The organism is Streptomyces sp. AM25 (genome assembly GCF_058146165.1).
This window is the reverse complement of the sequence record NZ_JBKIWN010000001.1, coordinates 173,176-197,714: the sequence shown is the minus strand read 5'-3', so window position 1 is coordinate 197,714 and position 24,539 is coordinate 173,176. Positions and strand designations below refer to the sequence as shown.

General features: G+C 70.0%; 21 protein-coding genes. 6 read left to right on the top strand and 15 right to left on the bottom strand.

Annotated elements, in window-relative coordinates:
• Window positions 1–7 precede the first annotated feature (7 nt).
• A complete protein-coding gene (gene tpg, locus ACLHRZ_RS00600) occupies window positions 8–562 on the top strand; it encodes a telomere-protecting terminal protein Tpg (protein ID WP_490416156.1) in 555 nt (184 codons plus the stop codon).
• A gap of 78 nt (window positions 563–640) precedes the next feature.
• Entirely contained in the window at window positions 641–841 is a 201-nt protein-coding gene (locus tag ACLHRZ_RS00595) for an SCO3870 family protein (RefSeq protein ID WP_490416155.1), read from the top strand.
• A gap of 81 nt (window positions 842–922) precedes the next feature.
• On the opposite strand, the gene ACLHRZ_RS00590 is transcribed toward ACLHRZ_RS00595, so the two are convergent.
• From ACLHRZ_RS00590 to ACLHRZ_RS00580, 3 genes are all read right to left on the bottom strand, one after another.
• Complete coding sequence (locus ACLHRZ_RS00590) at window positions 923–1,261, bottom strand: hypothetical protein (RefSeq protein ID WP_490416154.1); 339 nt, start codon at window positions 1,259–1,261, stop codon at window positions 923–925.
• 74 nt (window positions 1,262–1,335) lie between these two features.
• Window positions 1,336–2,001, bottom strand: a complete 666-nt coding sequence (locus tag ACLHRZ_RS00585; protein WP_490416153.1) for a hypothetical protein — start codon at window positions 1,999–2,001, stop codon at window positions 1,336–1,338.
• Window positions 2,002–2,155: 154 nt separating this feature from the next.
• On the bottom strand, window positions 2,156–3,418 hold the full coding sequence (locus ACLHRZ_RS00580; RefSeq protein ID WP_490416152.1) for an MFS transporter: 1,263 nt from the start codon (window positions 3,416–3,418) through the stop codon (window positions 2,156–2,158).
• An 86-nt stretch (window positions 3,419–3,504) separates the two neighbouring features.
• Between ACLHRZ_RS00580 and ACLHRZ_RS00575 the strand changes: the two genes are divergently transcribed.
• Window positions 3,505–4,104 carry an ArsR/SmtB family transcription factor gene (locus ACLHRZ_RS00575; protein WP_490416151.1) on the top strand — a complete coding sequence of 200 codons (600 nt, stop codon included), beginning with the start codon at window positions 3,505–3,507 and terminating at the stop codon, window positions 4,102–4,104.
• A gap of 79 nt (window positions 4,105–4,183) precedes the next feature.
• Here the strand turns inward: ACLHRZ_RS00575 and ACLHRZ_RS00570 are convergent, their stop codons facing one another.
• The 4 genes from ACLHRZ_RS00570 to ACLHRZ_RS00555 all read right to left on the bottom strand — a co-directional run bounded on the left by ACLHRZ_RS00570 (window position 4,184) and on the right by ACLHRZ_RS00555 (window position 11,282).
• The gene (locus tag ACLHRZ_RS00570; RefSeq protein ID WP_490416150.1) at window positions 4,184–5,143 is read right to left on the bottom strand and encodes a carbohydrate kinase family protein; all 960 of its coding nucleotides are present in this window, start codon (window positions 5,141–5,143) and stop codon (window positions 4,184–4,186) included.
• Window positions 5,144–5,280: 137 nt separating this feature from the next.
• Window positions 5,281–6,066, bottom strand: a complete 786-nt coding sequence (locus ACLHRZ_RS00565) for a hypothetical protein (protein WP_490416149.1) — start codon at window positions 6,064–6,066, stop codon at window positions 5,281–5,283.
• Between the two features lie 184 nt (window positions 6,067–6,250).
• On the bottom strand, window positions 6,251–9,757 hold the full coding sequence (locus tag ACLHRZ_RS00560; protein ID WP_490416148.1) for a S8 family serine peptidase: 3,507 nt from the start codon (window positions 9,755–9,757) through the stop codon (window positions 6,251–6,253).
• Window positions 9,758–9,989: 232 nt separating this feature from the next.
• Window positions 9,990–11,282 carry a hypothetical protein gene (locus ACLHRZ_RS00555; protein ID WP_490416147.1) on the bottom strand — a complete coding sequence of 431 codons (1,293 nt, stop codon included), beginning with the start codon at window positions 11,280–11,282 and terminating at the stop codon, window positions 9,990–9,992.
• A 148-nt stretch (window positions 11,283–11,430) separates the two neighbouring features.
• On the opposite strand from ACLHRZ_RS00555, the gene ACLHRZ_RS00550 reads away from it, so the two are divergent.
• On the top strand, window positions 11,431–11,565 hold the full coding sequence (locus tag ACLHRZ_RS00550) for a hypothetical protein (RefSeq protein ID WP_490416146.1): 135 nt from the start codon (window positions 11,431–11,433) through the stop codon (window positions 11,563–11,565).
• Between the two features lie 77 nt (window positions 11,566–11,642).
• Here the strand turns inward: ACLHRZ_RS00550 and ACLHRZ_RS00545 are convergent, their stop codons facing one another.
• The 3 genes from ACLHRZ_RS00545 to ACLHRZ_RS00535 form a co-directional block, all read right to left on the bottom strand.
• Window positions 11,643–13,205, bottom strand: a complete 1,563-nt coding sequence (locus ACLHRZ_RS00545; RefSeq protein ID WP_490416145.1) for a nitroreductase family protein — start codon at window positions 13,203–13,205, stop codon at window positions 11,643–11,645.
• A 67-nt stretch (window positions 13,206–13,272) separates the two neighbouring features.
• Entirely contained in the window at window positions 13,273–15,267 is a 1,995-nt protein-coding gene (locus tag ACLHRZ_RS00540) for a TOMM precursor leader peptide-binding protein (RefSeq protein WP_490416144.1), read from the bottom strand.
• Window positions 15,264–17,063 (bottom strand): NAD(P)-dependent oxidoreductase, encoded by a 1,800-nt coding sequence (locus tag ACLHRZ_RS00535; protein WP_490416143.1) that lies wholly within the window; start codon window positions 17,061–17,063, stop codon window positions 15,264–15,266. Before ACLHRZ_RS00535 ends, ACLHRZ_RS00540 begins: the two co-directional genes overlap by 4 nt.
• A 154-nt stretch (window positions 17,064–17,217) precedes the next feature.
• Here ACLHRZ_RS00535 and ACLHRZ_RS00530 point away from each other — a divergent pair, with 154 nt between their 5' ends.
• Window positions 17,218–18,177, top strand: a complete 960-nt coding sequence (locus ACLHRZ_RS00530; protein ID WP_490416142.1) for a phosphotransferase family protein — start codon at window positions 17,218–17,220, stop codon at window positions 18,175–18,177.
• Between the two features lie 138 nt (window positions 18,178–18,315).
• Here the strand turns inward: ACLHRZ_RS00530 and ACLHRZ_RS00525 are convergent, their stop codons facing one another.
• From ACLHRZ_RS00525 to ACLHRZ_RS00515, 3 genes are all read right to left on the bottom strand, one after another.
• Window positions 18,316–18,978 (bottom strand): class I SAM-dependent methyltransferase, encoded by a 663-nt coding sequence (locus tag ACLHRZ_RS00525; RefSeq protein ID WP_490416141.1) that lies wholly within the window; start codon window positions 18,976–18,978, stop codon window positions 18,316–18,318.
• Window positions 18,979–19,061: 83 nt separating this feature from the next.
• On the bottom strand, window positions 19,062–19,544 hold the full coding sequence (locus ACLHRZ_RS00520; protein WP_490416140.1) for a hypothetical protein: 483 nt from the start codon (window positions 19,542–19,544) through the stop codon (window positions 19,062–19,064).
• Window positions 19,545–19,599: 55 nt separating this feature from the next.
• Window positions 19,600–19,779 (bottom strand): hypothetical protein, encoded by a 180-nt coding sequence (locus ACLHRZ_RS00515; protein ID WP_490416139.1) that lies wholly within the window; start codon window positions 19,777–19,779, stop codon window positions 19,600–19,602.
• 637 nt (window positions 19,780–20,416) lie between these two features.
• Between ACLHRZ_RS00515 and ACLHRZ_RS00510 the strand changes: the two genes are divergently transcribed.
• Window positions 20,417–21,736, top strand: coding sequence for a tetratricopeptide repeat protein (locus ACLHRZ_RS00510; protein WP_490416138.1), 1,320 nt, complete (start codon window positions 20,417–20,419; stop codon window positions 21,734–21,736).
• Between the two features lie 366 nt (window positions 21,737–22,102).
• Here the strand turns inward: ACLHRZ_RS00510 and ACLHRZ_RS00505 are convergent, their stop codons facing one another.
• Window positions 22,103–22,888 (bottom strand): hypothetical protein, encoded by a 786-nt coding sequence (locus ACLHRZ_RS00505; protein ID WP_490416137.1) that lies wholly within the window; start codon window positions 22,886–22,888, stop codon window positions 22,103–22,105.
• Window positions 22,889–23,012: 124 nt separating this feature from the next.
• On the bottom strand, window positions 23,013–24,281 hold the full coding sequence (locus ACLHRZ_RS00500) for a chymotrypsin family serine protease (protein WP_490416136.1): 1,269 nt from the start codon (window positions 24,279–24,281) through the stop codon (window positions 23,013–23,015).
• Window positions 24,282–24,539: the final 258 nt, after the last annotated feature.

Here is a 24,539-nt window from a genome sequence, read left to right as displayed (position 1 = left end):
AAGGGCGATGGGCAAGCTCGGCGACAGCCTCGACAAGGCGGTGCAACAGACGTTCACCCGCCCGATCCCCAAGTCAGCTTCTGCGCAGATGCGTTACCTGGTCAAACAGCTCAAAGGCACCCGCCAGGTCGCGCAACTGCTCGGCATCTCCCAGCGGACCGTCGAACGGTACGTGGCGAACCAGCTGAAGAGACCCCGCAAGGACCTTGCTGCACGCATGGAGAGGGAAGTGCGCAGGCGCTGGCAGCCGCAGATCAGGGCGAAGGCGAAGAAGCAGGCCGCCACCACTGACGGCCTTGTCATCGACGCCCGGGCCCGCTTCGGCTTCACCGCAGCCCCGGGCACCACCGACGACGCCCGGCTGCGCAGCATCACCCAGGCCCTGCCACCGCAGTACGCGGCCCGCCTCTTCGACGCCCAGGACCAGGGTGCCACCGAGCAGCAACTCCTCGGCATCGCCGCCGAAGGCCTGCAGGAGATCTACTTCAAGGACCGCGGCCGCCGGGCCCAGGGCCTGCTGGTGGAGTTCACGGACGTGGACTACATCGACGTCGAACTCTGACCTCCGGGTGACCCCCAGGTAGAGTCGGTGGTGATCAGTTCGATTCGCTGATCTCGCTTCATTGATGGGGGACATGGAATGAAGAAGGTGCCCTTCGGAACCCTGTGCACTGCGCTCGTCGTGCTCGGGACCGCGTTCGGATTCCTTGCGGTCCGCTTGCGCGCAGAAGGCTATGAGTCGTACGTCCAGTACGTGGCCTTCACGTCCGTGATGATGTACTTCACCGCGGTCATGACTGCAGTGACGTGGTACCGCGCTCGGCGGAGCCACTGGGGCTGAACCCTTCGAGTGCGGCTGCGGGCGCCGGGGCGGATGCCTTGGCGCCCGCGGCTGTTCGGGGCCCCGTCCGTCGGGGGTTCCTCAACCTGCTTCAGGCGAGTCGAACCAGCAGATATGGACGAAGTCCGTCGGATTCGTATACGACTTCATTCCTTGGGAGATGCGTCGAAGTGTCTCTTCCTTGGAGACCCTCCAGGGGATGAACCCCTCCCGCGTTCCGGAGGTCAAGTCCCCGACGGCGACGCCACGGTCGATCAGGTCCGCGACCAGTTCGAGGGTGGCGGCTTGTACTTGTTCTTCCGAGCTTTCGTCCCCGGCGACAATCTCGGCCGAGTCTCTCAGCGGGATGAAGTGAAGCAAGAAGCGTGTGTAGTCAAGGAGATACTCGAACTCCTCGACATATGTTTCGTCTCTCCTCATTTCGCCCTCCCCTTTGTGATGTCGTAGCGCCCGCCAGTGGTGGCGGATGTGTGGATCGGCCCGGACGCCTCGGGCTATGCCGCCGCAGCCCGGCCGGCGCGGTACTGGATGTGCAGGCCGGCGGACACGCGTCCGCGCGTGCGGCGCCGGTGCCAGGGGCCCGAGGGCAGTTCGACGCAGAAGTGGTGGGCTTCGTCGTCGCGCAGGAGCGCGGTCTCCTCGGCGACGAGGCCGTGGACCGTGGCCGCCGTCGTGCGGAAGGCCGTGGTGCTGCCGATGACGAAGAGGGTGTCGGCGGCCCGGTCGAAGAGGAGGTGGTCGCGGAAGGCGTCCGTCCCGTGAAGGGGGTGGGGCCGTACTGCCTCGTCACCGAAATCGGACGCGGGGAGTTTCACCGTGTGCGGCTGCCCGGCACCGAGCCGGGCTCGTACGGCTTTCCAGCGGGATGCCGGGAACTGCAGGCGGTGGTGCACCAGGACGAGGTCCAACGGTGCCGCCTGGTGGGGCGTAGCCTCCGGCGGGGCCGGATTCCCGCGCATCGGCACGTACACCAGCGACCGCGGCGAGCGGGCCGCGAGGCCCCACGCGGCGACCAGTTGCTGCGACGCCTCGCGGTCGACGTACATGTCGGCCGACCAGCGGTCGTGGAGGTATCCGCCGCGCGCGGGCCGGTCCGGGCGGAGGACGCGGTACTCGTCCGCGCCGAGCCGTACACGGTGGATCCTCATGCTGTGCTTCACGGGAGAGGACCGTACGTCACAATCCGCCGTAAAGCACATTGAATATGGCGGACCGGGGCGACCGGCTTGCCGGAACAGCTTTACGCACGGGACCGCTGGACGGGCACCACCCGGGCAGTGAGCATCCGTCGGCCGGGCAGCTCCCCGGCATTGCTCATCCTTCTTTCTGTGCGACATCGTTTTCGTGCCGTCGGCAATCCAAGCTCGCCTCGACGGGACCGCGCCGGCGTGGGGCACAGGCGGTGACCGCCAGCAGCAGGGCTGTTGTCAGGCCGAGCGTGCCCGCCGTGAGGAGCTGCACCCGGTAGTCGAGGGTCGCGACCATGGCCGTGCCCGCGAGGAGGGCGAGCCCGGTCGGGGCGAAGAGCAGAGTGTTCGCGGTGGCCGCGACGCGGCCGAGGAGTTCGTCCGGTGTTTCCTTCTGGACTGTGGTCAGTGCGCTGATGAGCGGCCAGGGCAGGCCCAGGCCGATGAGCAGGCTGCTGCCCAGTACAACGGGGACGAGACCGGTGAGCCGGGCCAGAGTCCCGAGGACGAAGAGGGCGAGCCCGACGACCGACAGGGTGCGTGCCGGAACGCGGCGCAGCAGCGCGCCGGCTGCCAGGCCGCTGACGACAGACCCGAGCCCTTGGGCGGAGTTGAGGACACCGGCGAATGCCGCGGGCCGATGCAGCCCGGTGTCGAGGAGTGCGTACGTAGCCGTGCTGCTGAGGCTCGATGCCGCCATGGCGCAGCCACCGGCGACAACCAGGGGACGCAGCATCGGATGTCCCCACAGGTAGCGGATCCCTTCCGCGGTCTCGGCGGTCCAGTTCTGCCGTGGCCGGTGCGCGGGCACGGGTTCACGCACTCGGACCAGGCTGAATGCGGCCGCGCCCAGGAGGAAGGACAGCGCGTCCAGCAGAGCGACGGCAGGTCCGCCGAGAACGGTGAAAAGACCGGCGCCGACCAGGGGAGCGAGCAGCTTGTTGCTCTCGATCGCGGTCCGGACCAGGCCGTTGAAGTCTCCGCGCAGTTCGCAGGGAACGGCGGATGCGATCAACGCCGTCTCGGCGGCGTCCATGAGCACCGATCCGGCACCCACCATGGTCAGTACGGCGAAGAGCAACCAGACGTCCTGCGAAGAACGCACGGCGAGCGGTGCCGACATGACCATGGCCAGGGCCGAGCTCGTGGCGATCAAGAGGGTGCGGCGGCGCATGCGGTCGGCCAGAGTGCCGATGAACGGTCCGGCCAAGGCGGGTGCCCAGGAGCAGAAGCCCACCAGGGCGGCGAGACTGTTGGAACCGGTGAGCTCCTTCACCCAGACTCCGGCGGCCAGAAGCATGGCCGAGTCCCCGAAGCCGGAGATGATCACTCCGGTCATGTAGAGGCGGGCATTGCGATCCCGCAGCACCGTGAACAGGCCCACGGCCATAACCCGCCCCCTTCACCGCGCCGTTGCCGGGCTTTCGCACCCTACCCCCAACAATTTCGTTGGGGGTAGGGTGCGGCCGTGGTGGCGTGCGCTTTACTGGCCGGGTGACCGATGCAGATCCCGTCCTGAGAGCGCTTGCCCATCCCGTGCGGTTGCGGATGCTCACGCTCATGTGGCCAGGACCGATGTCCGCTGCCGAGCTCTCCCGCGAGCTGGGCATCTCCCATGCCCTGGCCAGTCGGCACCTTCGGAGCCTGGACGCCGTCGGCCTGGTCGAACTGGCCGAGGAGCGCACCCGCCGCGGAGGGCGGGAACGCCGATACCGCACCGTCCATGGAACGCCGCTGTCCGACCGGAACGACGGGGCACAGTTGCTGGGAGCGGCCTTGGCCCACACGCTCAAGGAGCGCGTTGTGCGTCGGCACCCGGAAGGCAGCGGGGTGACGGTCGATGCGGAACTGTGGATGGAGCCGGAGACATGGGACCAGGCCCGGCGGAAGCTCGCCGACGTCGCGGCGGAACTCCACGACGCCGCCCGCCCGCCGCGCTCGCCCGGGACGGTGCCCGTGGGCGTGACCCTGATGGCCTTTCCCATGCGGGAGACGCCGCACGATCGCGCCCAGGGAGAGCCGTCACGGCCGACAGACTCCGCCAAAGATCTTGTTCATGAATCGACCGATTCCTGAACAAGATTGATGAGTGGCCGCTCCGGGTCTGAGCCGGCCCGCCGTGCTGGCCGCCCGTACGGGGCGCCCCGTCAGTTCCTCAGCCCGCAGAGGACAGGGCGAGTTCGGCAGCGTACGGCGGTTGGGCCCCCGCACGGGAACACGTGAGCGCGGCCGCGCGGGCCGCGAAGGTCAGGATGTCGTGCCATTGGCCGGCGTCGAGGCCGGGGGATGCGGTGAGGGCGCCGTGGCCGTCGATCCGGTGCAGCAGTGCGGCGTTGACGGTGTCGCCCGCGCCGATGGTGTCCACGACCGTCACCCGCTCGCCGGGGACGGACAGTTCACGTCCGTCGCGCGTGAGGGCCGTCAACCCTGCACCGCCGCGGGTGAGTACGACGGCGTACGGGCCCGCGGCCAGCCACTTGCGGGCCGCGCTCAGCGGGTCGTCTTCCGGGCCCGCGAGCCAGGCCGCGTCCTCCTCCGAGAGTTTGAGGAGGGTGACGTGCGGGAGCCACGAGCGGAAGCGGGCCCGGTAGGCGTCCGCGTCGGGGATGAGGCCGGTGCGGATGTTCGGGTCGAGGGCGGTGAACAGGCCGCGGGCGGAGGCGCGGTGCATCAGGTCCTCGTATGCGCTCGCTCCGGGTTCGAGGACGAGGGAGCAGGTGCCGAAGGAGACGGCGCGGGCCGTGTCGGGCAGGGTGTCCGGGTCGGTGAACAGGCGGTCCGCGGTGCCCTCGACGTGGAAGGAGTACGCGGCCGAGCCGCCGTCGCCGACGTGTGCCACGGCCAGGGTGGTGGGTTCGGGGCCGCGCTGCACCAGGGAGGTGTCCACGCCGTCCGCGGTGAGGCCGTGCAGCAGGGCCTGGCCGAAGTGGTCGGTGGACAGCCGGGAGCAGAACGCGGTGGGGGTGCCGAGGCGGGCCAGGGCGACGGCGGTGTTGTAGGGGCCGCCGCCGCGCTTGGGCAGCAGGGCGGGGAGGTCGCCGCCGGCGGGGCCGTCCTGTTCCCAAGTGCCTGCGGGAACGAGGTCGATGAGGGCTTCCCCGGCGACGATGATCATGGCGGAGTGGGGCCTTTCGGGAGTACGGCGGCGCCGAAATCGTCGGCGCGTTCCCCGAGCCTGCCACACCCTCGGTGGAGAACCGCCTTCTGCCGCCTGCCCGTTCGCGATGCGGGGGCGGCAGAAGGCGGGCTCGCTCAGGCGAGGGGGTTGCAGACGGGGATGCCGGCCCAGGTGATGTAGACGTACAGCTCTCCCTGCCGCGTCGTGCAGAAGGAGACCGTCTTGGCACCGAGGTCCGCCGCGGCGGAGGCGATCAGGGTGACGGGGAGCAGGCTGCCCAGGGAGGCGAGCGTCACGACGCCGGTGGCGATCTGGACGATGTCCTTGCTGATGTCCGCTCCGGCCTGGACCTTGCCGGTGACGAAGGGGTCCAGGTGGATCAGCAGGCCGAACCAGGTGATCTTGACGCTGATGCCCTGCACGATCTCCGTCTCGGACGACGAGGAGCTGCGCAGGCCGATCCCCGCTGCCGAGGGATCGACGGTGACGCCTTCGTCGTCCTGGCCGACGACGAGGCTCTTGCCGAGGAGGGCGTTCATGCGCTCGACGGCGGTGCCGGCCGCGTCGATCGCGCGCTGCCCGACGCCCGCGGCCTTGGCGCCCTCGGCGTCCAGCCGGTAGCCGTCGCCGTCGTGGTGCACGAAGGGGTCCAGGGCCTTGCGCTCTTCGGCGCTCAGCCAGCCGGCGCTGACGGAGTCCTTGGCGGTCTGCACGGTGTCGGCGGCCGGGGTCGCGGCGGCCGGCGTGCTCGCGGCCGCGGCCGGCAGGGCCGTCACGGAGAGGAGGGCTATCGCGGTGGTGAGGCCGAGGCCGGCTCTCAGGAACGAGGTCGGACGCATGGGGAGCTCCCGTGGGGGGTGACCGACGGCGGTGTCCGCCGCCGGGCGGGCGTGCGGGGCGGCGATGCTCCGCTGGGTCATTGAAATGCAAAAGGTTCGCCCTGAAAGGGTTATGTGGAAGCTATGACTCCGCAGTAACTTTCGGCAATGTGAAACAGGTGTGACGCACGTCACCCGGGAATCCGTGTGATCAGGAAGCGTGATCAGGAAAGCAGCCGAGGCCGCCCCGATCCGGGGCGGCCTCGGCGACCTCGACCGACGGGCGTCAGCCGATGGTGTAGCTGTACGGGATCGCCGCCAGCACCGAACCGGTGGTGCCGATCTGGTTGTTGGCGGTGGTCACCCCGCCCGGAGCCGTCACCAGGTACAGCACACCGTGCACGGTGCTGCCCGAAGGGCCGTGCGGAGTGACGGTGACCTGGAGCGAACCGGTGGCGCCCGGCTCGACGGCGACCGGGGCGAGTGCCGGGGCCGAGGCGTCGACCGCGGCCGTGAACGGGTCGTTGGTGCTGGAGGTCAGCGCCGGGTCGAACGCCAGGGTGTGGGCGTCGGCCGTGATGGTCGACGTGCCCTCGGGAGCACCGGCGGCCGGGAACGGGCCGATCTGCTGCACATAGCTGCTCCAGAAGCCCGGGACCACCGGCTGCCGGACGCTGCCGAAGTCCTTGGCGACCGAGACGGCGGAACCGTCCTGCGCCTCCTTGAGGTCACCGAAGACGTCCGGCGAACCGGCCGTGCCGCTCAACTCCAGCTGCGCGGGCGTCGAGGAGGCCGCGACCGCGGTCAACCGGTCGGTGCCCGGCGGCACCAGGAAGCTCGGAGTGACCGAATTCGGGTGCAGCGGCAGCGCGACGGTGGCCGAGGTGCCCTGCGGCACCAGCGGGAGGTCCACCATCGTGTCGGTGAGACGGGCGTCGGCGTGGACCATCTGCGTGGCCGCGGTGTTGTTGGCGTACGTCACCCGTACCGTGGCGGGCTTGTCGGCCGTCAGCCTGGTTCCGGCGCTGTCGGGCAGGCCGGCGGCGGTCGCCCGGTTCCGGTCGAGGCCGACGATGCCGTGGAACGGCTGGTCGAGCTCGGCGCCGCTGACCGGGTTGAGGACGTTCAGCACGAACCGCCAACGCCCGGCCACCGGATGGATCGCGGTGGCCGACACGCCCTTGGCGGTGCCGGTGGGGGCACCCGAGGCGTTGGTCAGCGCGTTGCTCTCGATGTCGATGGGCGTGCCGTCGGGGCTGATCAGCGCGCCCTGCACCAGCACGTTCGGGTCGCCGAGCGTCACACCGGCGCGGATGTCGCGGTGGCCGCCGGGCACGTCGAAGGCGTACGTGAAGGACTGCGCGGGCGAGACGTCACGGGCGTTGCCGCCGGTGATCGTGCCGGTGAAGCTGCCCTCCTTGCCGGAGAGCGGGACCAGGCTGCGCAGAATCACCGGGACGCTGGTGGTGCGGCCGTTCGAGCCGGCCACGGTGATCGACTCGGCGCTGTCACCGCCGGTCTTCGGGGTGGTGAGGTGCACGCGCAGCGTGGCGCTGCGTCCCGGCGCCACCTTGGTCACCTTCGGGCCGACCGAACCGTCCGGCACCGCGCGCTGGGTGGCGGTGTCCAGCAGTACCGGACCGGTGAAGCCCTTGCTGCCCTCAGGGGTGTAGAGGACGGCCGTCCACTCGCCGGCGACCGGGCGCGGTACGTCCACGATGCCGAAGTCGGCCGAGACCGGGCCGCCTTGGGGACGGGTGTTGGTCTCCAGCCTGCCCGACGGATCCAGCAGTGTCATCCGGACCACCGGGGTCACGGTGTTGGCGCCGGACTGCTGAGGCTTGCCCTGCCAGGCGATGGACGCGGCGAGCCGGTCGGCGCCCTGCGGCACCGTGAACTTCACCTCGTGGTGCACCCAGGCCGAACCGTCCGTCGCGTAGGCGAACTTCGGGTCGGCGGACGAGTCCAGCGGCACGGTCTGCCGGGAGTTCGCCAGCGGCGCGAAGGTACGGGTGGCGCCGGTCACGGTCTGCGTGGTGTGGCCGGTGTTGACCACGGTGACGTCGGCGGTGTGGCCGGAGCCCGGTGTGCCGGTGATGTCCAGCTGGCCGGTGGTGACGGCGACGGTGTTGCTCTGCTCGGCGCCCGAGGAGCTGAGGTACCCACGGGCGGCCTCCACGGCGGCCCGTACGTTCAGCAGACCGGCGCCCTGCTCCTGCGCGGGCAGGCCGAGGTCCTGGGAGGTACCGGTGAGGAACTTCTTGACCAGTGCGGGCGCCGGCGACCGGCCGTGGTGGCCGTCCCGGTAGGCCTGGATCACCAGGGCCGCCGCGCCGGCGGTCAGCGGAGCGGACTGGCTGGTGCCGCCGAACGGCTGGATCGCGCTGCCGGTGCCGTTGTAGTTGGTGCACTCGGTGAACACGCTGATCTTGGGCGAGCACAGCGCCCAGTCCGCCTCACCGGGCGCGACCAGGTCCACGGTGCGCCCGGCCTGGGTGAAGCCTCCGGAGGACAGCGCGGAGATCCGGTTGTTCGCCCAGGTGCCGTTGGAGAACTGCGCGGCCGCGTAACCGGTCTGCAGATAGCTCTGGTTGTCCGTCGAGGCCCCCGTGGCGATCACATGCGGGTCGGTGGCCGGGGTGCCGATGGTGCCGTTGATGCCGGCGTCACCGCTGGAGACGGTCACCGTCACACCGGCCGCGACCGCCTGGTCGTTGAACAGCGTGATGGTGTCGTGCGCACCGCTGTCCGGGGTGACGTTGCTGCCGAACGACTCGTTGAGCACGTCGACGTGGGCGACCGAGACGGCGTAGTCGATGGACTGCAGGATCGCCGAGTTGGGGAGCGTGGTCAGGCCACCGGCCTTGAGCGCCACCAGTGAGGCGTCGGGCGCGAAGCCCTTGATGCGGATGGTGCACCCGGCGGGCAGCGGGTGGGTGGGGTTGACGAACTTCGACAGGTCGTAGCTCTCCCGGCCCTGCGCCACCATCGCCGAGGCGTCACCGAACGCCTCGGCGGCACCGCTCGGCGCGTCCCAGCCGTCGCCCGTGAAGTCCTGGTGGTCGACGACCGCGTGCGTGCCGTCGGGGCGTATGAAGTCCGGGTTGTCCGGGTCCAGGCCGTCCGCGATGTAGGCGACCTTGACGCCCTTGCCCGTGGCGATCTCGTGGGCGCCGGGGCTGCCGGGGGTGCTCTCGACATGCGTCGAGTACAGCGCCTCGGGCTCCAGCAGCGGTTTGGACGGGTCACTGGGGCATATCGCGTACGGATTCCTGCCGTTGTCGCTGCCCTTGCCGTCGGTGCCCTTGGCCTGGGGCGCAACGGCCTTCGGACCCTTGGGGCCGCCCGGTGCGCCTGGTGCCCCCGGTGCGCCCGGAGCGGTGGCGCTCGGCGGGGTCACCTTCACCATGCCGTCCGGGACGACCGAGGCGACCGCGGGGTCGGCCGCCAGGGCCGCACGCAGTGCCGGACCGACCGTCGCGGAGAAGGCGTTGCCCACCACGAAGCTCTTGATGTGCGTGCCGCCGCCGGCCTTGACCTTCGCCAGCAGCGGCGATTGAGCGGCAGTGGCCTCGTGTTTGCGCGCCGTCAAGTGACCTGCATCGGCCGGGGTGTTGGAGAGCTGGTCCTTGAGGACCACGATCACGGATTGCGGCGCCCCGTCGCCCGAGGGCTCCTGGGCATGCGCTGCAGAGGTCGACTCGACGCCGTTCGCGGTGGTCCCGAAGGTCAGGACCAGGGATGCGGCAGCCAAGGTGACGCCTGCCAGCTGCGGTTTCCGCCAGCTGAACATCGACATCCTTTCGTCTGGACGAGACGTCGGGAGGCATGCCGGAGCCCACGCGTCCGATTGCCGGACGCGCGCGTGCTCCTGGAACACTCGTCCCGACAAGCTCACGCATTTCAGCGCATTGTCGATGTCCGGACAAGAGGGCGAACGCGCGGATGTTCCGCGGCCGGGTCTCTCGCGAAGTGGGCCCGTGTGCCGACCGGTTGAGGACCGCGCCTGTGGAACCGGGTGTGGCTCACGTCCTGCGGGAGGCGAGCACCACCTGTGTTCCCCAGCCGGGCCCGGAGTTGGAGACGACCGTGGTGCTGATGCGGCTCACCCAGCCGACCGGACGGCCGCCGAGGAAGCCGGCCGCCATGATGCGGTGCACCGGGCCGCCTGCGGGGTCCGCCAGTTCCTCCGGTGCCACGTACTCCTGCACCAGCCACCCCGCACACGCGGGGGAGGACACCGCCTCCCGCCACTGCTGGTCCGTACAGAACCGGCCGGCCAGCACCCCTTGGCTGCGCGCGCCGAACGGCGGCTTGAGGACCAGCGACTCGCGCCCGTCGAGGACCTCTTCGGCCGTCACCCCGTCCCCGAGCTTGCGGCTCCAGGGGATCAGGGACGCCAGCGCCTGCCGCTCGTGATCGTCGAAGAGGCCGGCGAAGCGCGGGTCGGACAGGACGGCCATGCCGAGTTTGTTGTCCCCGACGGCGCGGCCCAGCAGTCCGTTGGGCACGGCCATGCGGCCGTCGGCCATGGCCTTGCACAGGCCCTGCCATCCCGGGAGCCGGTCGATGAACGAGGGCAGGTCGTGCAGCAGGAAGCCGAGCACCGGCGGGCCGGAGGCGGTGATGTGCTCTCCCGCGGTCAGGTGCGCATCGATGCCCCGGAGTCGGGCCTGGGCCAGGATCTCGGCGATCTCGACGAACTGCTCGGCACCGGGATCGCAGACGATCGTCAGGGTGCCGGGCGGCTCCGCCTCCGCCGGTCCGCGCTCGGCGGCCAGCCGGACCAGGGCGTCGACGAACCAGGTCTCCCCTTCGACGGGGGACGGCACGGCGCCGCGGCCGCGCAGGGCCTCGGCGAGCCCGGGGTGGTGCGTGCGCCAGTGGCGCACGAGCAGGCCCGCACTGATGAGCCCGAGCGGACAGCCGCCGTTGAACTCCAGGATCCGCACGTCGCCGGTGCGCCGGCCCGCCAGATCGAGCCGGCAGTAGTCCAGCCCGCCCCGGGGCAGCGGCGGTTCGCGCAGGACCCACCGCCGGAGGAGCGGCGGGAGCCCGAGGAACGACAGCAGCTCCTCGTCGTCGCGACAGCGTACGGCCACGCGCTCCAGACAGGTCACGGCGAGCAACAGCCGCTCCTCCAACAGCGCCTGCGCGGCCGGGTCGAGGAGCGCAGCCTGCGGCCACAGCGGGAAACCGATGTGATCGCGCCATGTGTCGGGAGTGTGCTCCAGTGACAGCGGCAGATCCCCGTGCACCAGGGGGAGTTGGTCCGGACTCGGCGAAATGGCGGACTGGCGTGCGGAATTCGACGGCATAAGTACAGAACTCCTCACTTTGTCATGGTTGATTGAGTAATCAATGGTTCTGGGGTATTGAGGCCGGATCACTGCTGTCGGCTGCGTGGCTGTACCACGTACCATCGAAGGCCGAAATAGCGCTATCTGTCCACAAGAAGGGACCGCCATGAACGTGTCCGAGCAGATTGCCTTCGACCTCTCCGACCTGCCCGTCGAGGAGATAGCAGTGGCGGACCCCGCCGAGGCGGAAGCCGCCGAGCAGAAGTTCTGCGGCGGGCTCTGTGCGTGGTGCGGTAAGTAACGCACCCCGCAGACCACTCTGCCCGCGGGGCACGCAACAGCCCGCGGGCAGACGCATGCGGACGCGCCCGGGGCCCGTCACGGGCCGACCGGTTCCGGCCCGGCGACCGTACGGCGGTCCACGGCAGGGCCCGGCCGTGTCCGGCCGACGGGCAGAGCGGCCAGCACCTGCGAACCCTCGGCACACCCCGGGAACGCGGCCACGGCGCCGCCGCCCGAGTCCGAGAAGATACGCGCCGCCAGCCCCCAGCCCGCAGCGGCCAGCGCCGCACGCTGCAGGGCCACACCGGTACGAGCCTGCAGGATGCGGTACCAGCGGTCGCCCAACGCCGCCACTCTGTCCGCCTGTCGCGGATCACCGGTGACGAGCAGGGTGAAGGCGCTCTCCGACAAGGCCAGCCGTGTGGCACTCGCCGTCATGGACCAGCACAACTCCTCCAGCACCTGCTGGCCTCCGGCCGGCCGCACCACGTGCTCCGCACTCCCGTACGCATAGAGCCCCGGAGCCAATCCCTCGGCCTGGGACGCCAGGCAGTGCAGCCGGACCTCCCCGGAGCCCAGCAGCCTGTCCAGGTCACCGGCGCAGGGCGCGCCCGCGGCCGCGAGGACGGCACCGAGCGCCGCAAGGGGCGCCGGGTGCGGGAGGAACCCCCGCAGCGGTGACGGCAGTCGGCGCGCCGGGAGGCCCGCCCCCGCAGCCATCGGCGGCAGCCGAATCTCCGCACCGGACAAAGCAGAGGGAGCGGACGTCCCTGGCGCGCGGCCGGCCTTGGAGGGCAGCCGCATGGTGGCCCTGTGCAGCCTGGCGCTGACCGGCAGCCGCTGCGCAAGAGGGCGTCCCGCGACCGGCGCCACGGTCGCTGCACTAATGGTCCCGGCCGGAGACCGTGCCGGTGGCGCGTCCTCGTCGTGCGTGAACGTCACCACGGCCAGCGCGGCTTCTTCGCACCCCTCGGGCAGCCCGAGCAACGCGTTGACACGGAGGTCGTCGAACCACAGGTGAAGCGCTCCGCGCGCCCCCACGGCGGAGCCGGCCGCGAGGGCCTGGGCCGCCAGCACCCCCGCCTCCTGCGTCTGGAGCCGGTACCCGAACTCCCCGTATTTGACGCCGGTCCGCCAGAACACAGTGGTGATGACCAGCACGGTGGTGACCGGCGAGGCCGGGGGCGCGCCGAGGGCGCCGGTGAGCGCGACACGGTGGTCGCCAGGGCGGACCTGCTCCAGGGCGTGATGGACGGGGTCGTAGTGGCACAGCCCCTGCGCCTGCTGCGCCTCGCCGGGGGCCGCCACGTACACCTCCGTGGGATACCGCGCCCCGCCGGAGGGCGCCGGGCGGCCGACGGCTGCTGTCGGCGGGGCACCCACGGGACGGGTGGCCGGGGTGAGGGGATGCAGCCAACGCCCGCGCACCAGGCCGTGCGTCTCGCGGAGCAGCAGCGACAGCCTCCCCTGCGGGGTGCCGGGGTCGGGCGCGTGCCACGGCAGGACGGTGCGCGGCGCCCGGGCGTACCGCTTGCAGGCGGGCGACGTGTCCTGCGCGCCGGGGGAGCCACCGGTCGGCGCCGGCACCGGAGCCCTGGAGTGCGGCAGGTAGGCGGCCAGGGCGTGGCCGGGCTGCGATGGCGGCGGCAGGCTCGGCATGCGGGATCCTCCGGCGGATCTGGTCGGCGGTAGCTACTGCAACTGCTGGCTGCGGCAACCGCTGCTGTCACGGGAACGGATGGGGATGCGGGTTGAGCTCCGAGGGCTTGAGGTCATGGTCGCGGTGTCCGAGCAGCCGCGGGAGTGTGAACAGCCGGGGCAGGCCGTCGACCCTGCGGTGGCGGTGGCCGAAGGTCATCGGCAGCGTGCCCGGCACGATCACCTTGACGGACACCAGCCCGCTCGCGGCCTGCTCCGCGGTGGTCTGGTCGACCACGACGACGTCCATGCCGTGGGCGAGATAGCGGCCGGCCGCCTCCGCGAGGTCACCGTCCAGGTCCGCGAACGCGGGCCACGCACAGACGTCCGCCACCTCCCGGGTCGTGACGGGCATGCCCGGCACGGTCAGGAAGGACAGCCGGGCGGAGGCGTCGGGATGCCCGTACAACTGCGCATGGTCGCCCATCTCGCGCACCTCGTCCGGGGAGGCCGCCATCCGGGCCGCGCGCTGCGGATCGTAGCGGTCCGCCAGGCCGCCCACTGCGGAACCGACCTCCAGCAGGCCGCCCAGCAGGGCCTGTTCTGGGTCGATGTGCGCGGCGGCGCCGTTGAGGGTGCGGGGCCGGTGCGGGGAGGGCCGGGTGTCGCAGGCCATCACCCAGAACGCGGGAATGCGCTGCTCCGTCGGCACGAAGAACGCGGACAGCCGGTAGCCCGTCTCGTGCTGCACGCGTTCGACGAGCAGCGGGATGCGCCGGTCCCGGCACGCACCGAGGTCGACGCGGCGACCGGGGAGCCGGGCGTACCAGGTCAGCAGGAACGCGTCGCGCTCGGCGACCTCCAGCAGACCGTGCAGGACGGCCTCGGTCAGGCAACTCCCCATGGCGCAGCCGTTGGAGCACTCGTAGACGAACTCGTCCTCCCCCGAGCCGTAGTACGCGTAGGCGAGAGGCACGAGGACGGGCGCACCGGAGGCGAAGGAGTGGCCCCGCACCCAGGCCATCCGGGCATCCGGCCGGTAGCGGCGGAAGGGGAAGCCGGGCAGATCGTGGCGGCGGTCCGGATACAGGCCGAGGGTGGCAGGATCGAGCGCCTGCCCGGCGACCGAGGCGTAGGTCGCCCGCACCACCTCGCAGCCGGCCTCCGGGCGCTCGCCGGCAGCACGTTCGAGGGCCTCGGCGACGGCGGTGAGACGGGCGGTGGCGAAATCCAGGGCGCGGCCGAAGCCGTGGTTGCCGTTGGCCCCGCCTTCCGCCGGGGCGCGGGTGGCGGTGGCGACGACACATCCTCCTTGGATCCCGGCGGTGACACGAGTGGCCCGACCGGTGAGGGGATCCATATGACGCTGCGTCAACTCACCGTCGAGCGACCGAAGACGGTAGGTGGACGCGGTGGATTTGACGGTTCGGGCGGCTTGGGCACCGCCGGGGAACGACGGTGGTGACGGCCTGTCGTGCCGCGCGCCGGGTGTGCATGTGCCGCACCGGGGATCCGGCAGGACCGGGTGACGGGTGACGGCCCCGAACCGCCCGTCGAGGTGCAGCAGAGCGTGCAACGTGCGGGGCTCGCCGGTGCCGTGGACGATGCGCGAGACCTCGTCGGCGGCGAGTGCACCTGCGGCGCGGGCGGCCGGCGGGCTGACCGGCGCGCTGGGCAGGCCGTCGAGCATCGCGCCGTGCGCTTCACGCAGGGCCGCCACGGCCGCGCCGTCCTCCCGGTTCACCGCGCGGCGCTGAGCGGCGCACTCGGAACACCCGGGAACCCCCGGCAGCGACACGGGTCCCAGGAGGACGGCCCCGTGCTCGGCGTGAACGGGCAGCCAGGGGAGGCCGTGTGCGACGGTGTACCGCTGTGCCGTGGCCCGGGCGAGGGCGGCGGGGGTGTCGGTGAGGGTGACGACCAGGCCCGGGCGCGCTGCAGGCGGGCCCGTTACGGGTGACCGGCCGGTGACCAGCGTGCCGTCCGGGATCCGGGAGGCGAGTGCCCTGAGGAGGACGGCCAGTCGCGTGCCGTCGTCGAGGACGGACACCACCGGCTGTGCCGGGCCGTGTTCGCGGTTCACCGCAGGACGACCCTGGCGACGTGCGGCAGGAGCCGGGCGGTGAGCGGATCGGCGTCGAGCCGGACCGCGACGGGCCGGTGCCGGGCCGCGGCGAGCGCCTCCATGGGCGTGCGGTCGTGGTGCGGGGGAGCGGCCGGTGCGGAATCGAGCAGCGCAGGTGGTACGGCGATACGCCGTGGCCCCCACTCGGGCCGGTCCGCCGTGTGCGCCTGCCAGTCGAGCAAGGCGTCGCGCAGGGCATCGGCGACAGCCTGGCCACGCGTGGCGCCGACTGCCAGGACCACGTGACCGTCGCCGGTGGTGACGGCACAGGCGGGCAGGCCCGGCATGCCTGCCCAATGCACCGTGTACGCATGACGGGTGTGCTGCGCCCCGGTGCAGGTGCCCAGCAGCCGCCACCAGCGCCGCACTTGAGGGGCGAGAGCCTCGTCGTCGAGCAGCACCGGCACGAATCCGACCGGCTCGCCGCGGGCGAGGGCGCCGGCCAGGAGCGCTTCGCAGAGCGTGCCCGCTGCGGCGGCCACGGCTGCGTCCCAGTCCAGTGCCGCGGCCACCCCCGGCGGAACGCCCGTCCCGGGATCGTCGGATGCCGTTCCTCCCGCGAGCCAGCTGTAGGCCGCCATTGCCTTCAACACCGCCTGGGTGCGGGCCGATTCACGACTGTCACCGCAACCCACGGGGGCCGGCGGGGTGACGGAGCGGGGCAGGATGCCGTGCGGGTCGGTGACCTGAATACGGCAGGCCCACAAGGGGAGTTGGGGGAAGTCCTCCTCGGAGAAGGAGGTGAACACTCCGGTGCGGCTGTCCACGAGGACGTCGATGCGGTCCAGGAGCTCGTGCGCGTCGACCGGGCCGACGGGACCGGACGAGCCGGCCGACTGGGCGGCCGGATGAGGGAGACAGGGGTGGTCGCTGGTCTGCAACGTGTGCAGGTCGATCAGCGTGAACAGGGGCGCGGCCGGCGTGTCCAGTCCGGTGAAGTGACGGAAGGCGCCGAGGACGCTGTGGGAGGCGACCAGAGCGGGCACCGGGCCGGTCAGCCAGGGACCGGCCGACTTCGCCGTGGCGGTCGTGCGCGCGGCGCCCAACCGCCGCCAGCCGCCTTCGACCCGGGTCTCGGACGGCAGGCCGAAGGGGCTCAGCCATGCCTCGTCGCCGGTGGCGAGAATCTGCCCCAGGGGCAGCCCGGCCCGGCCGCAGACGCGGGCGAGTTCCCCCGCATCCTGATGCCGGCCGGTGGCGCACACATGCAGCACCGCGTCCATGCCGTCCAGCAGCGCAGCGGCGTCACGGGTGAGGACGACGGCGTGCTGCGCGGCGTCCCTGCGGCCGCGCACGGCGGCCTCCCGCGCGGACGCTTCCTCGTCGTGCAGCACCGCAACCCGCAGATCACGGCATCCGGCGGCCAGCGCCGCCTCCACCACGGCCCACGCCACCGGACCACCACCGGCCACCAGCAGCCGAGCCCTGCGGAACTGCTCGAACCGGTACTCCGCGGAGTCCGCGGCGTGCCGCACGAAGGCGATCTCCTCCGCGTACTCCTCGCACTCGGCACCGGTGAGCCCATGCTCGCGCTCCGGACCCGCATCGGTGACGAAGCCGTGCTGCTGGAGCAGGCCCACCAGATTGCGCACCATGTCACGGTGGGCCGGGGGCAACGCCGCGGTGAGGTCGTCAAGAGTGTGACGACCGGTCAGGAACGGTTCGAGCCGCGCCATCCAGTCGTACAGACTGCGACCGGTGAGGGTGCAGCTCCCGGTGTCGCCGTGGAGATACAGCCCTTGCGGACAGCGCACGTAGCGTACGGTTCCCCGCAGCTTCGGACGCACCTCCGCTCACCCCCGTCCGTGTGACGACTGAGGGCACTCCTACCCCTGGCCGCGCGGCGGAACGCATGGGGACGGGGGACGGATCGGGCCAAACTCACTGGACGGCCGATAGTCTCCCGTCATGATCAAGGACGAGGGTGCGGAGCAGAATTGGGACTCCACGCGGTCGTGGGCGGCGAAAGGCCTCGCTGCCGGGGAGCGAATAGAGGATGCCACGCGCCTGCGCGGCGGCTGGACCTCGGAAATGCGCCGCCTGAACATCTCCGGACCGGACGGGCGGCGCACCCTGGTGCTGCGGTCCTTCGTCAAGCCGTTCTATGTGCGGCACGCGGAGGGCCTCCTGTCACGCGAAGCCGCGATCCTGCGCCTGCTCGGTGAGACGGACGTGCCCGCACCTGCGCTCGTGGACGTGGACGCGACGGCGACCTGCTGCGACCATCCCTCCTTGCTGATGTCGCTGCTGCCCGGGGCCGTCCGTGTGGACGATCACGATGCCGAGCACCGTGCCGATCTGCTGGCCGCCCAGTTGCGTCGCATCCACCAGGTCGAGGTGACTGCGGAGACGCGACCGCGGACGTGGCAGCCCTGGACCTCCCCGGAGCGGGTGACGCTGCCCGAGCCCACGGCACGGCCGGAACTGTGGCGGCGGGCTGTCGACGTCATCCGGCAGGCGCCTCCCGCCCACGAACCCTGCTTCCTGCACCGGGACTTCCATCCGGGGAACGTTCTGTTCGACGGTGAGGGCGACGACGCCCGCATCACCGGCGTCGTCGACTGGGTGGAGACCTCGTGGGGCCCGGCCGACCTGGACGTGGCCCACTGCGCGACGGCCCTGGCCTTGCTCCACGGCGTCCCGATGGGCATGACCTTCGCGGACCGCTACGTCGCTGCAGGAGGACGGCTCGCAGGCGGTGACGCGGCGCACCTGTACTGGCGGCTGCTCGACGCGCTGGCCTTCGCCCCGGACGCCGAGAAGGTCGCCGTCCCTTGGCGTGAACTGGGCCGTCGGGATCTCACGCCTGCGCTGTTGGCCGGCAGGCTTGAGGAATACGTCTTGGCTCTCTTCGAGCGTTACGCGTGAAGTCCGTGGCGGCGGCACTGTTCGCCTTGATGTCGCCGCAGACGCGCCATGCTCTGCGTACGGCTCGTTCGTCCTTGACGACCAAGCCGGGGTCGATGGCTCTGAAGGCGGCTATGAGCGTCTTTGCCCGTGCCAGGATCACGCAGCCGCGGCGCGACCGATCAGGGTTCCGATGTGGCCCGGTTCCGGGGCGTCGATGACCTGAACGTCCGGGTCCTTGAATCCAGCGTCGAGCAGCAGGCCCGACCACTGCTCCGGGGTGTAGCTGTACCGGTAGGAGTACATGGCAGGGCCCGCGAACCCGCCCTTGTACATGCCCTGGGGGCCGTATGCGCCAGGGATGGCCGGGGGTTGGGAGAAGACCAGCACCCCGCCCGGGTTCAGCCTTTCAGCGACCAAGGGCAGGAGACGTTCCGGGTCCGTGAACCACACGGCTCCGAAGATCGAGTATGCGGCGTCGTATGTGTCCGTGTTGCTGCTCAGGTGGTCCAGGACTTCGGCGCAGACGAAGCGCGCCCCCAGAGAGCCCCAGCGCTTTGCGATGTTGGCGACCATGACGGGCGAGAGGTCCACGCCGGTCACCTTGACGCCCTGCTGTGCGAGGTAGGCCAGCGCCCGTCCGGTGCCGCACCCGAGTTCCAGGGCGGTGGCCGGCTCGGCCAGCAGCTCCGGACCGGGCCCGTGACCGGCGTACTGCGTCCAGCAGAAGATGGGGTCCGCGTCGGACACCGTGTCCTTGGTGCTGTTGGCGTAGGCGTCCCAGAGTTGACGTTCGTTGTCGATGTTGTGCGGTACAGGCACGGGAGTTCCTCTGAGTGCGGGGCGGGCAAGAGGTGCCCCCGCCCCTTTTGGGAGTCCGGGGGCGAGGGCACTCTAGCGCCGGGTCAGTGGCTGTCGGGGACCTTGTTGTCACATGGCGAGCAGGTGGACGCGTCCACCTCCCACAGTTCCTCGTCGATGGCGAACCCGTTGCGCCGGATGATCTCGGCCGTGCGCATCACCGTGCCGTCGCAGCGGCGTTCGATCAGCGGTGCATGGTGCTTGTACGTCCCGCCGTTGTACTCGTCGCACAGTGCGAAGTAGAGCGGAGTGTCGAGGATCAGTTGGTGCACCCCGATGTCCACGGTGTAGCCAACGCCCATGTCCACACCGGGTTTCTCCATGGCCGTGATCAGGTACGCGATTCCCTGGCCGAGGATGCGTTCGGCGAGGCTGCGGACGGCCACGCTGTCCCGCAGCAGAAGCCGCACCTCACGTTCCCAGAGGTCGGAGACGTTGACGTCCGCCACCAGGTGGGGGGCGTGTTCCTCTAACGCGTTGAGGATCGTGCGCGGATCACGAGTCCGCGTCGGGACTGATGTGCTCATCGTGCGTTCCTCCTTGACCGGAGTGGTGCACTGCACTTGCCGACCCACCCGGCCGTCACCGCCTTACGGGGCGTGCGACCGGGCGGGTGTCGGTGGGGGCTGTCATGTGACGCTCGGCAGTGTGATTCGTCAGGTCGGTGTCCAGCTTCTGCGAGCCGGCCTCGCCGCCGCGGGCCGTGACCAGCTGGACACACGTGAGGCGCTCCATCATGTGGACGGGGGCTTGGGCGGCCAAGCGCGGTAGGGACACGACCGGCGCTGCGTAGGGGTTGACGAGGGGCCGGGGCATCAGCACGCCGGCCCCCCGGTGGACTTCTCAGCGACGGATGCGAGCCCGGACCTGGTGACCACGAATCTGCGGCGTGCAGTCACCACCTGCCCCGGAATCTGTATGTCTCCGACTGCCGACAGCCTGACCGATGAGTCAGGCTTGCCGCGGTCGGCCCGGTGTTCGGCGCAGATGCAGTCGGGGTACTTCATCGTGCCCGGCGGGAGATCTGCGCCGTCTGCCGACTCTCCCAACTCACCGGCCTGGCATTCCAGCGGCTGGAACTTGGCGCTCTCCACCAGCAGGACGCCGCCCCTGCCCTGGGCGGCCATCATCAGGCCGAGGTGGTCCCGTGCCGTGCGGCTCACTGGTCCCCTCGCCAGGCCATTCGCGGCGCGGCACCTTCCCCGGTGGCGGGGGCGAACGGGCATCCGCGTACGCGATCTTCGGCCGGGGTGGTCTCTACGTCCACTAGCGTCCTCCGCTCTCTGCGATCTCTCCTGACCTCTACGCAACCGCGCGAACGTGTGCGGCGGTACCGTTGCGGCGGAGCTGCGGTTTTAAAGCGTTTAACGTGCCACGGGGCACGGGGAGTTGAGCGATCGTGTCGAACGAGCGTCTACAGGCTCTGTTCAAGGAAGCCGGCTGGAAGCTGAGCCAGTGCGCGCGGGCGGTGAACCTCGTGGGTGCGGAGGACGGCACCCCCTTGCGGTACAACGCGTCTGCGGTGCATCACTGGCTGACCGGGACAATCCCTCGGGAAGAGGTGCGCCCCTACATCATCGAAGCGTTCTCGCGACGCCTCGAACGCCAGGTCACCCATGCCGAAGCCGGCTTCGAAGTCCTGGTGGGCGACCAGGGACAACCGCTCGATACCCTGGTGGAACTGGTCGAACTGGGGAAGGACGACATGCTTCCTTCACGGCGGGGTGTCCTCGGCGCCGGTCTGTTCTCTGTCGCGCTGACGATCCCTGAGTGGCCAGACGTTGTAGGGCGCTTGGAAACCGTTCAGGTAGGCCACGCTCGCCGCATTGGGATGAGGGAAGTGGACGCGGTGGTGGCCATGACGGAGAAGGTGTCAGAACTGGATGATCAGTTCGGAGGACGGCACGCACGCCCTATGGCCGCTGCCTTCCTGGTCAACACCGTGGCTGCGCACCTGCGGGCCGACGCTTCCGAGGCTGTCCGCAAGGCGCTTCTGTCTGCGACAGCCGACCTCTTGTACCTGACGGGGTTCATGGCTGTCGACGAGGGATCTCACGGTCAGGCCCAGCGGTACTACTCGCTCGCCCTGAAGTACGCCGGGGCCGCCGAGGACCACCTGACCTTCTGCACCACGTTGCGCGGCATGAGCCTCCAGGCAATTGACCTCGGACACACTGCCCATGCCATGCGGTTGGCGGACTCTGCCGCCGCGGCATCACCGTCGGCAGGGCCACGAATGCGCGCGTTTCTCGCCGGCCAGCAAGCCCATTCCTACGCGGTCGACGGTGCCCGAGCGCAGGCACTCGCCTACATCAAAGAGGCGGAAGCCGCCATGGACAAGGCCGAGTCGAGAGCCAAAGCCTTCGGCAGCTATGCGCCGTCATCCTTGGCCTACCATGTCTCGCAGGTCCGATACGGGCTCGGCGACAAAGCCGGGGCAATCGAATCTCTGAAGGAATCGGATCGGCTGCGTGACAGCCACTATCGGCGAAGCAGCGTTCGCTACAATGCCTTGCTAGCCGAACGGCAGCTGGAATTGGGCCACTTGGAAGAGGCCTGCGCAACATGGGGTCGCGTGTTGGACGACTACCCTCTCGTGCAGTCAGGAAGTGCGGACATCAAGATCCAGAACATGAAGGCGCTGATTCGCCCCTACCTCCGCAACGCAGCAGCTCAGCGACTGTACGAGCGCGCGCAGGCCGTGACCCTTCCGGCGTGACTCGATCACGTACGCGACCCCCGCTGTAACAGATACCGTCTGACAGCTTGAACTCCGCAACTCAGCAGGGCTCCGACAGAGAGATGGTGACCGCCGCGGCAAACTGGTTGGCGTTGACCCTGCCTGGCGAGTGACCCAGCACCGGCACGGGGCCAACACCCAGATGTCGGTGGAAGGCGGCGACATCGGCTATGTAGTCGTCCCATTCATAACTGTTGGCACGGTCGGACTCTCCGTGCTCGGACAGCGAAAACTATGACTGAACAGCGATTCATGCACAGCCCGTTCGCTTCAGAGGGGAGCCCTCACTCAAGACAAGCCGCACCCATCATGGCGGGCTGGCAGGCCAGCGGCCCGCCCGAGACTTCACTGTTCGGGGCCGTGGTCGAGCTGTTGGGCGATCCGCAGCAATTGGTTCGTGGTGAGCTGCGTGTCCTGAGTAGACACAGCGAACGTGTACCTGCCGTTGGACCATTTCAGGCAGCGGGCACCTGAGTGCTCTTGCAGATGGGCCGGGTGCCCGCTGACTGACGCGGTGGCGCTGTGAGCGTCATCCGGCGTTGCCTCGGCGACCTGTGCGATGGCCAGCGAGGGGCGTGTCGGGCCGTTGCGGTAGAACCGCGTCCAAGCAGGGCCCTCTGCTCTGAAGTACGGCGAGGGGAGACAGTGTTCGTCGGCTGGGGCGTCGGACTCGTCGTTGATGTCTTCGGTGTGTTCGTAGCCTGCGGGGAGGTACCCGGGGGTGGCGAGCTGGGAGCTGTCGACCGGTGTGATGGTGGCGCCGGTGCTTGCGTCGACGAGCCGCCGGGTGCCCAAGGGCGCCGCGAGCGTGGTTGTGACCTGTTTGTCGGAACTCTTGCACTGGTGCTGGAGATCGGCGCTTCCCTCCTTCAGCACCAATGTGACCGTCATCGTGGATTCCCGGGCCTGAAGCTGCGGGCGTACCTCGTGGCAGGGGGTCCATCTGACGGGTGTGGTGAGCGTACGGCCGTCACTGCTGACCAGTACGTTGCCGGATACCGCCCCGTCGTACCGGCGATCCTGGCGGTGTTGTTCACTGAGCCACCACGCGGTCGCGACGGTGATGACGACGGCCAGTGTGCCGCCGATCCATAGAGCGCGTGTGGCGCGCTTGAGCTGCTGCGGGTCCACGATCATGCTCCACGGTCGGCGGTGACGCTGCGCGGCCCGAGCCTGGCAGCTTTCGGCAGGTTGAGGAAGAGCCCGGGCCGGCGCCGTGGAACCGGCACCGACCCGGCCCGGCCTGCTGGTGGTGTTACGTGGTGACGAGCGTCCACTGCAGGGCGTGCAGTGTCTGCGAGATGGGCACGTAGTACACGCCCCCAAGACACCAGGGCTTTCTCTGGTGTCCGTCGAGGACGGTGTCTTCGTTCAGGTCCGACGGGCAGGTCACCGTCTTGTCGAGGGCGGTGATCGTTCCCCGCGCCTCGTCGGTGGTCCAGTTGTTCGCGCCGACGAAGACCGGGCCGCCGCTGTCACCGTTGACCGCGGCCACGCCGTGCGACGGCCAGTCCAGTGCGTACCCCAGGTCGGTGATGGGGCGGTATCCGCCGTCTGCTCCCGTGACACCCACGTCGACGGACTTCAGCACGACGTTGCAGTGCACGCCGCCGTTCGCGCCGTTGGTGCACACGTAGTCTCCGGCGAAGTTGTGCCCGTACCCGGAGACGGGCTTGGAGTAGCCGTCGGTTCTGTTGGCCGCCCCGTCGTACAGGAATGGGCTGGCCGGGTTGTGCAAGGCGATGCCGATGGTGTCCACGGAGGCGTTGCTCTGCAGCCGGTCGCTCACTCCGACGTCGTCACCGCCTTCCCAGGTGCGCCAGTACCCGTCGCTGCCGTCGCAGTGCTTCGCTGCGGTGAGCATGAAGCTCCCGTACCGGTCCTTGACGGCGAATCCGCTGGAGCAGATGCCCCCGGAGGGGTTCTTCAAGGCGGAACCGCCGTACCACGGAGGCGAATCGTGCTTGCGAATCCCCTTGTCCGCCGTCGGCCCGAAACGCAGTTGGGCTTTGCCACCGGTAGACGGTGGGTCCTCGCTCAACGGCTTGTACGCTGCAGTGGTGTTGATGCCGGTGAGCCGGTCGGTGAGGGCCTTGACGTCATTCGACCTGTTCAGGCGCTCAGAGTGGGCCAGCGGGTCCACGCGATCCCGCTGACCGACACCACGGTCCTCATCGTAGGTGATCTCCAGACCGCTGCCGTCGTTGGCACCCGCGATGCTCGTGATACGCAGCGCGCCCGTCGAGGACGACGGCCGAAGGGGCATCGGCTTCCCACCCTGGAGAAGCTTGTTGCGGGCCTCATGTAGTTCGGACTTGGAATACCGGGCCGGCACCACTTCGGCCGTCACACCGCTGGGAAGGTGAGCGAGAATGCGCTGCACCCGCTCAGGAGGCGTGCTCTTCCAACGGAGCCGCAGGTGATTGTGCTCGGGGTCGATCTCGACCTCGGTGAAGCCTGGGATCTTGGCCCGGTCGTACTCGGAGAGACCTCCGGTGATGTCTCCGGCGACTTTGTCGAGCACGCGCTGCTGATTCTGGAACGCGATCAGGCGTGGGTCCGTCCCGTGCTGAGCATGTGCTCCGGCCGTGGGTTTGACCTTGCCCCCCTGGTGCGGTGGTGCGTCGGCCGATGGCGAAGCCGCGATCAGTGGAACGGACGCGATCACGGCTGCGATAGGAAGAACTGCCGCTCTCCATCTGCTGCTTCTGTTCTGCCTCTTCACAGGCTTCTCCCCCCTGGTTGGCCTGGTGGACGCGGGACAGCCTGCTGCTAGTGGGAC

Bases quoted from the DNA above. Each gene is read 5' to 3' on its own strand.
- ACLHRZ_RS00565 (WP_490416149.1), bottom strand. From the start codon at position 6,066: ATGACCCAGCGGAGCATCGCCGCCCCGCACGCCCGCCCGGCGGCGGAC.
- ACLHRZ_RS00555 (WP_490416147.1), bottom strand. From the start codon at position 11,282: ATGCCGTCGAATTCCGCACGCCAGTCCGCCATTTCGCCGAGTCCGGAC.
- ACLHRZ_RS00570 (WP_490416150.1), bottom strand. From the start codon at position 5,143: ATGATCATCGTCGCCGGGGAAGCCCTCATCGACCTCGTTCCCGCAGGC.
- ACLHRZ_RS00590 (WP_490416154.1), bottom strand. From the start codon at position 1,261: ATGAGGAGAGACGAAACATATGTCGAGGAGTTCGAGTATCTCCTTGAC.
- ACLHRZ_RS00580 (WP_490416152.1), bottom strand. From the start codon at position 3,418: ATGGCCGTGGGCCTGTTCACGGTGCTGCGGGATCGCAATGCCCGCCTC.
- ACLHRZ_RS00545 (WP_490416145.1), bottom strand. From the start codon at position 13,205: ATGCCGAGCCTGCCGCCGCCATCGCAGCCCGGCCACGCCCTGGCCGCC.
- ACLHRZ_RS00530 (WP_490416142.1), top strand. From the start codon at position 17,218: ATGATCAAGGACGAGGGTGCGGAGCAGAATTGGGACTCCACGCGGTCG.
- ACLHRZ_RS00560 (WP_490416148.1), bottom strand. From the start codon at position 9,757: ATGTTCAGCTGGCGGAAACCGCAGCTGGCAGGCGTCACCTTGGCTGCC.
- ACLHRZ_RS00550 (WP_490416146.1), top strand. From the start codon at position 11,431: ATGAACGTGTCCGAGCAGATTGCCTTCGACCTCTCCGACCTGCCCGTC.
- ACLHRZ_RS00595 (WP_490416155.1), top strand. From the start codon at position 641: ATGAAGAAGGTGCCCTTCGGAACCCTGTGCACTGCGCTCGTCGTGCTC.
- tpg (WP_490416156.1), top strand. From the start codon at position 8: ATGGGCAAGCTCGGCGACAGCCTCGACAAGGCGGTGCAACAGACGTTC.
- ACLHRZ_RS00520 (WP_490416140.1), bottom strand. From the start codon at position 19,544: ATGAGCACATCAGTCCCGACGCGGACTCGTGATCCGCGCACGATCCTC.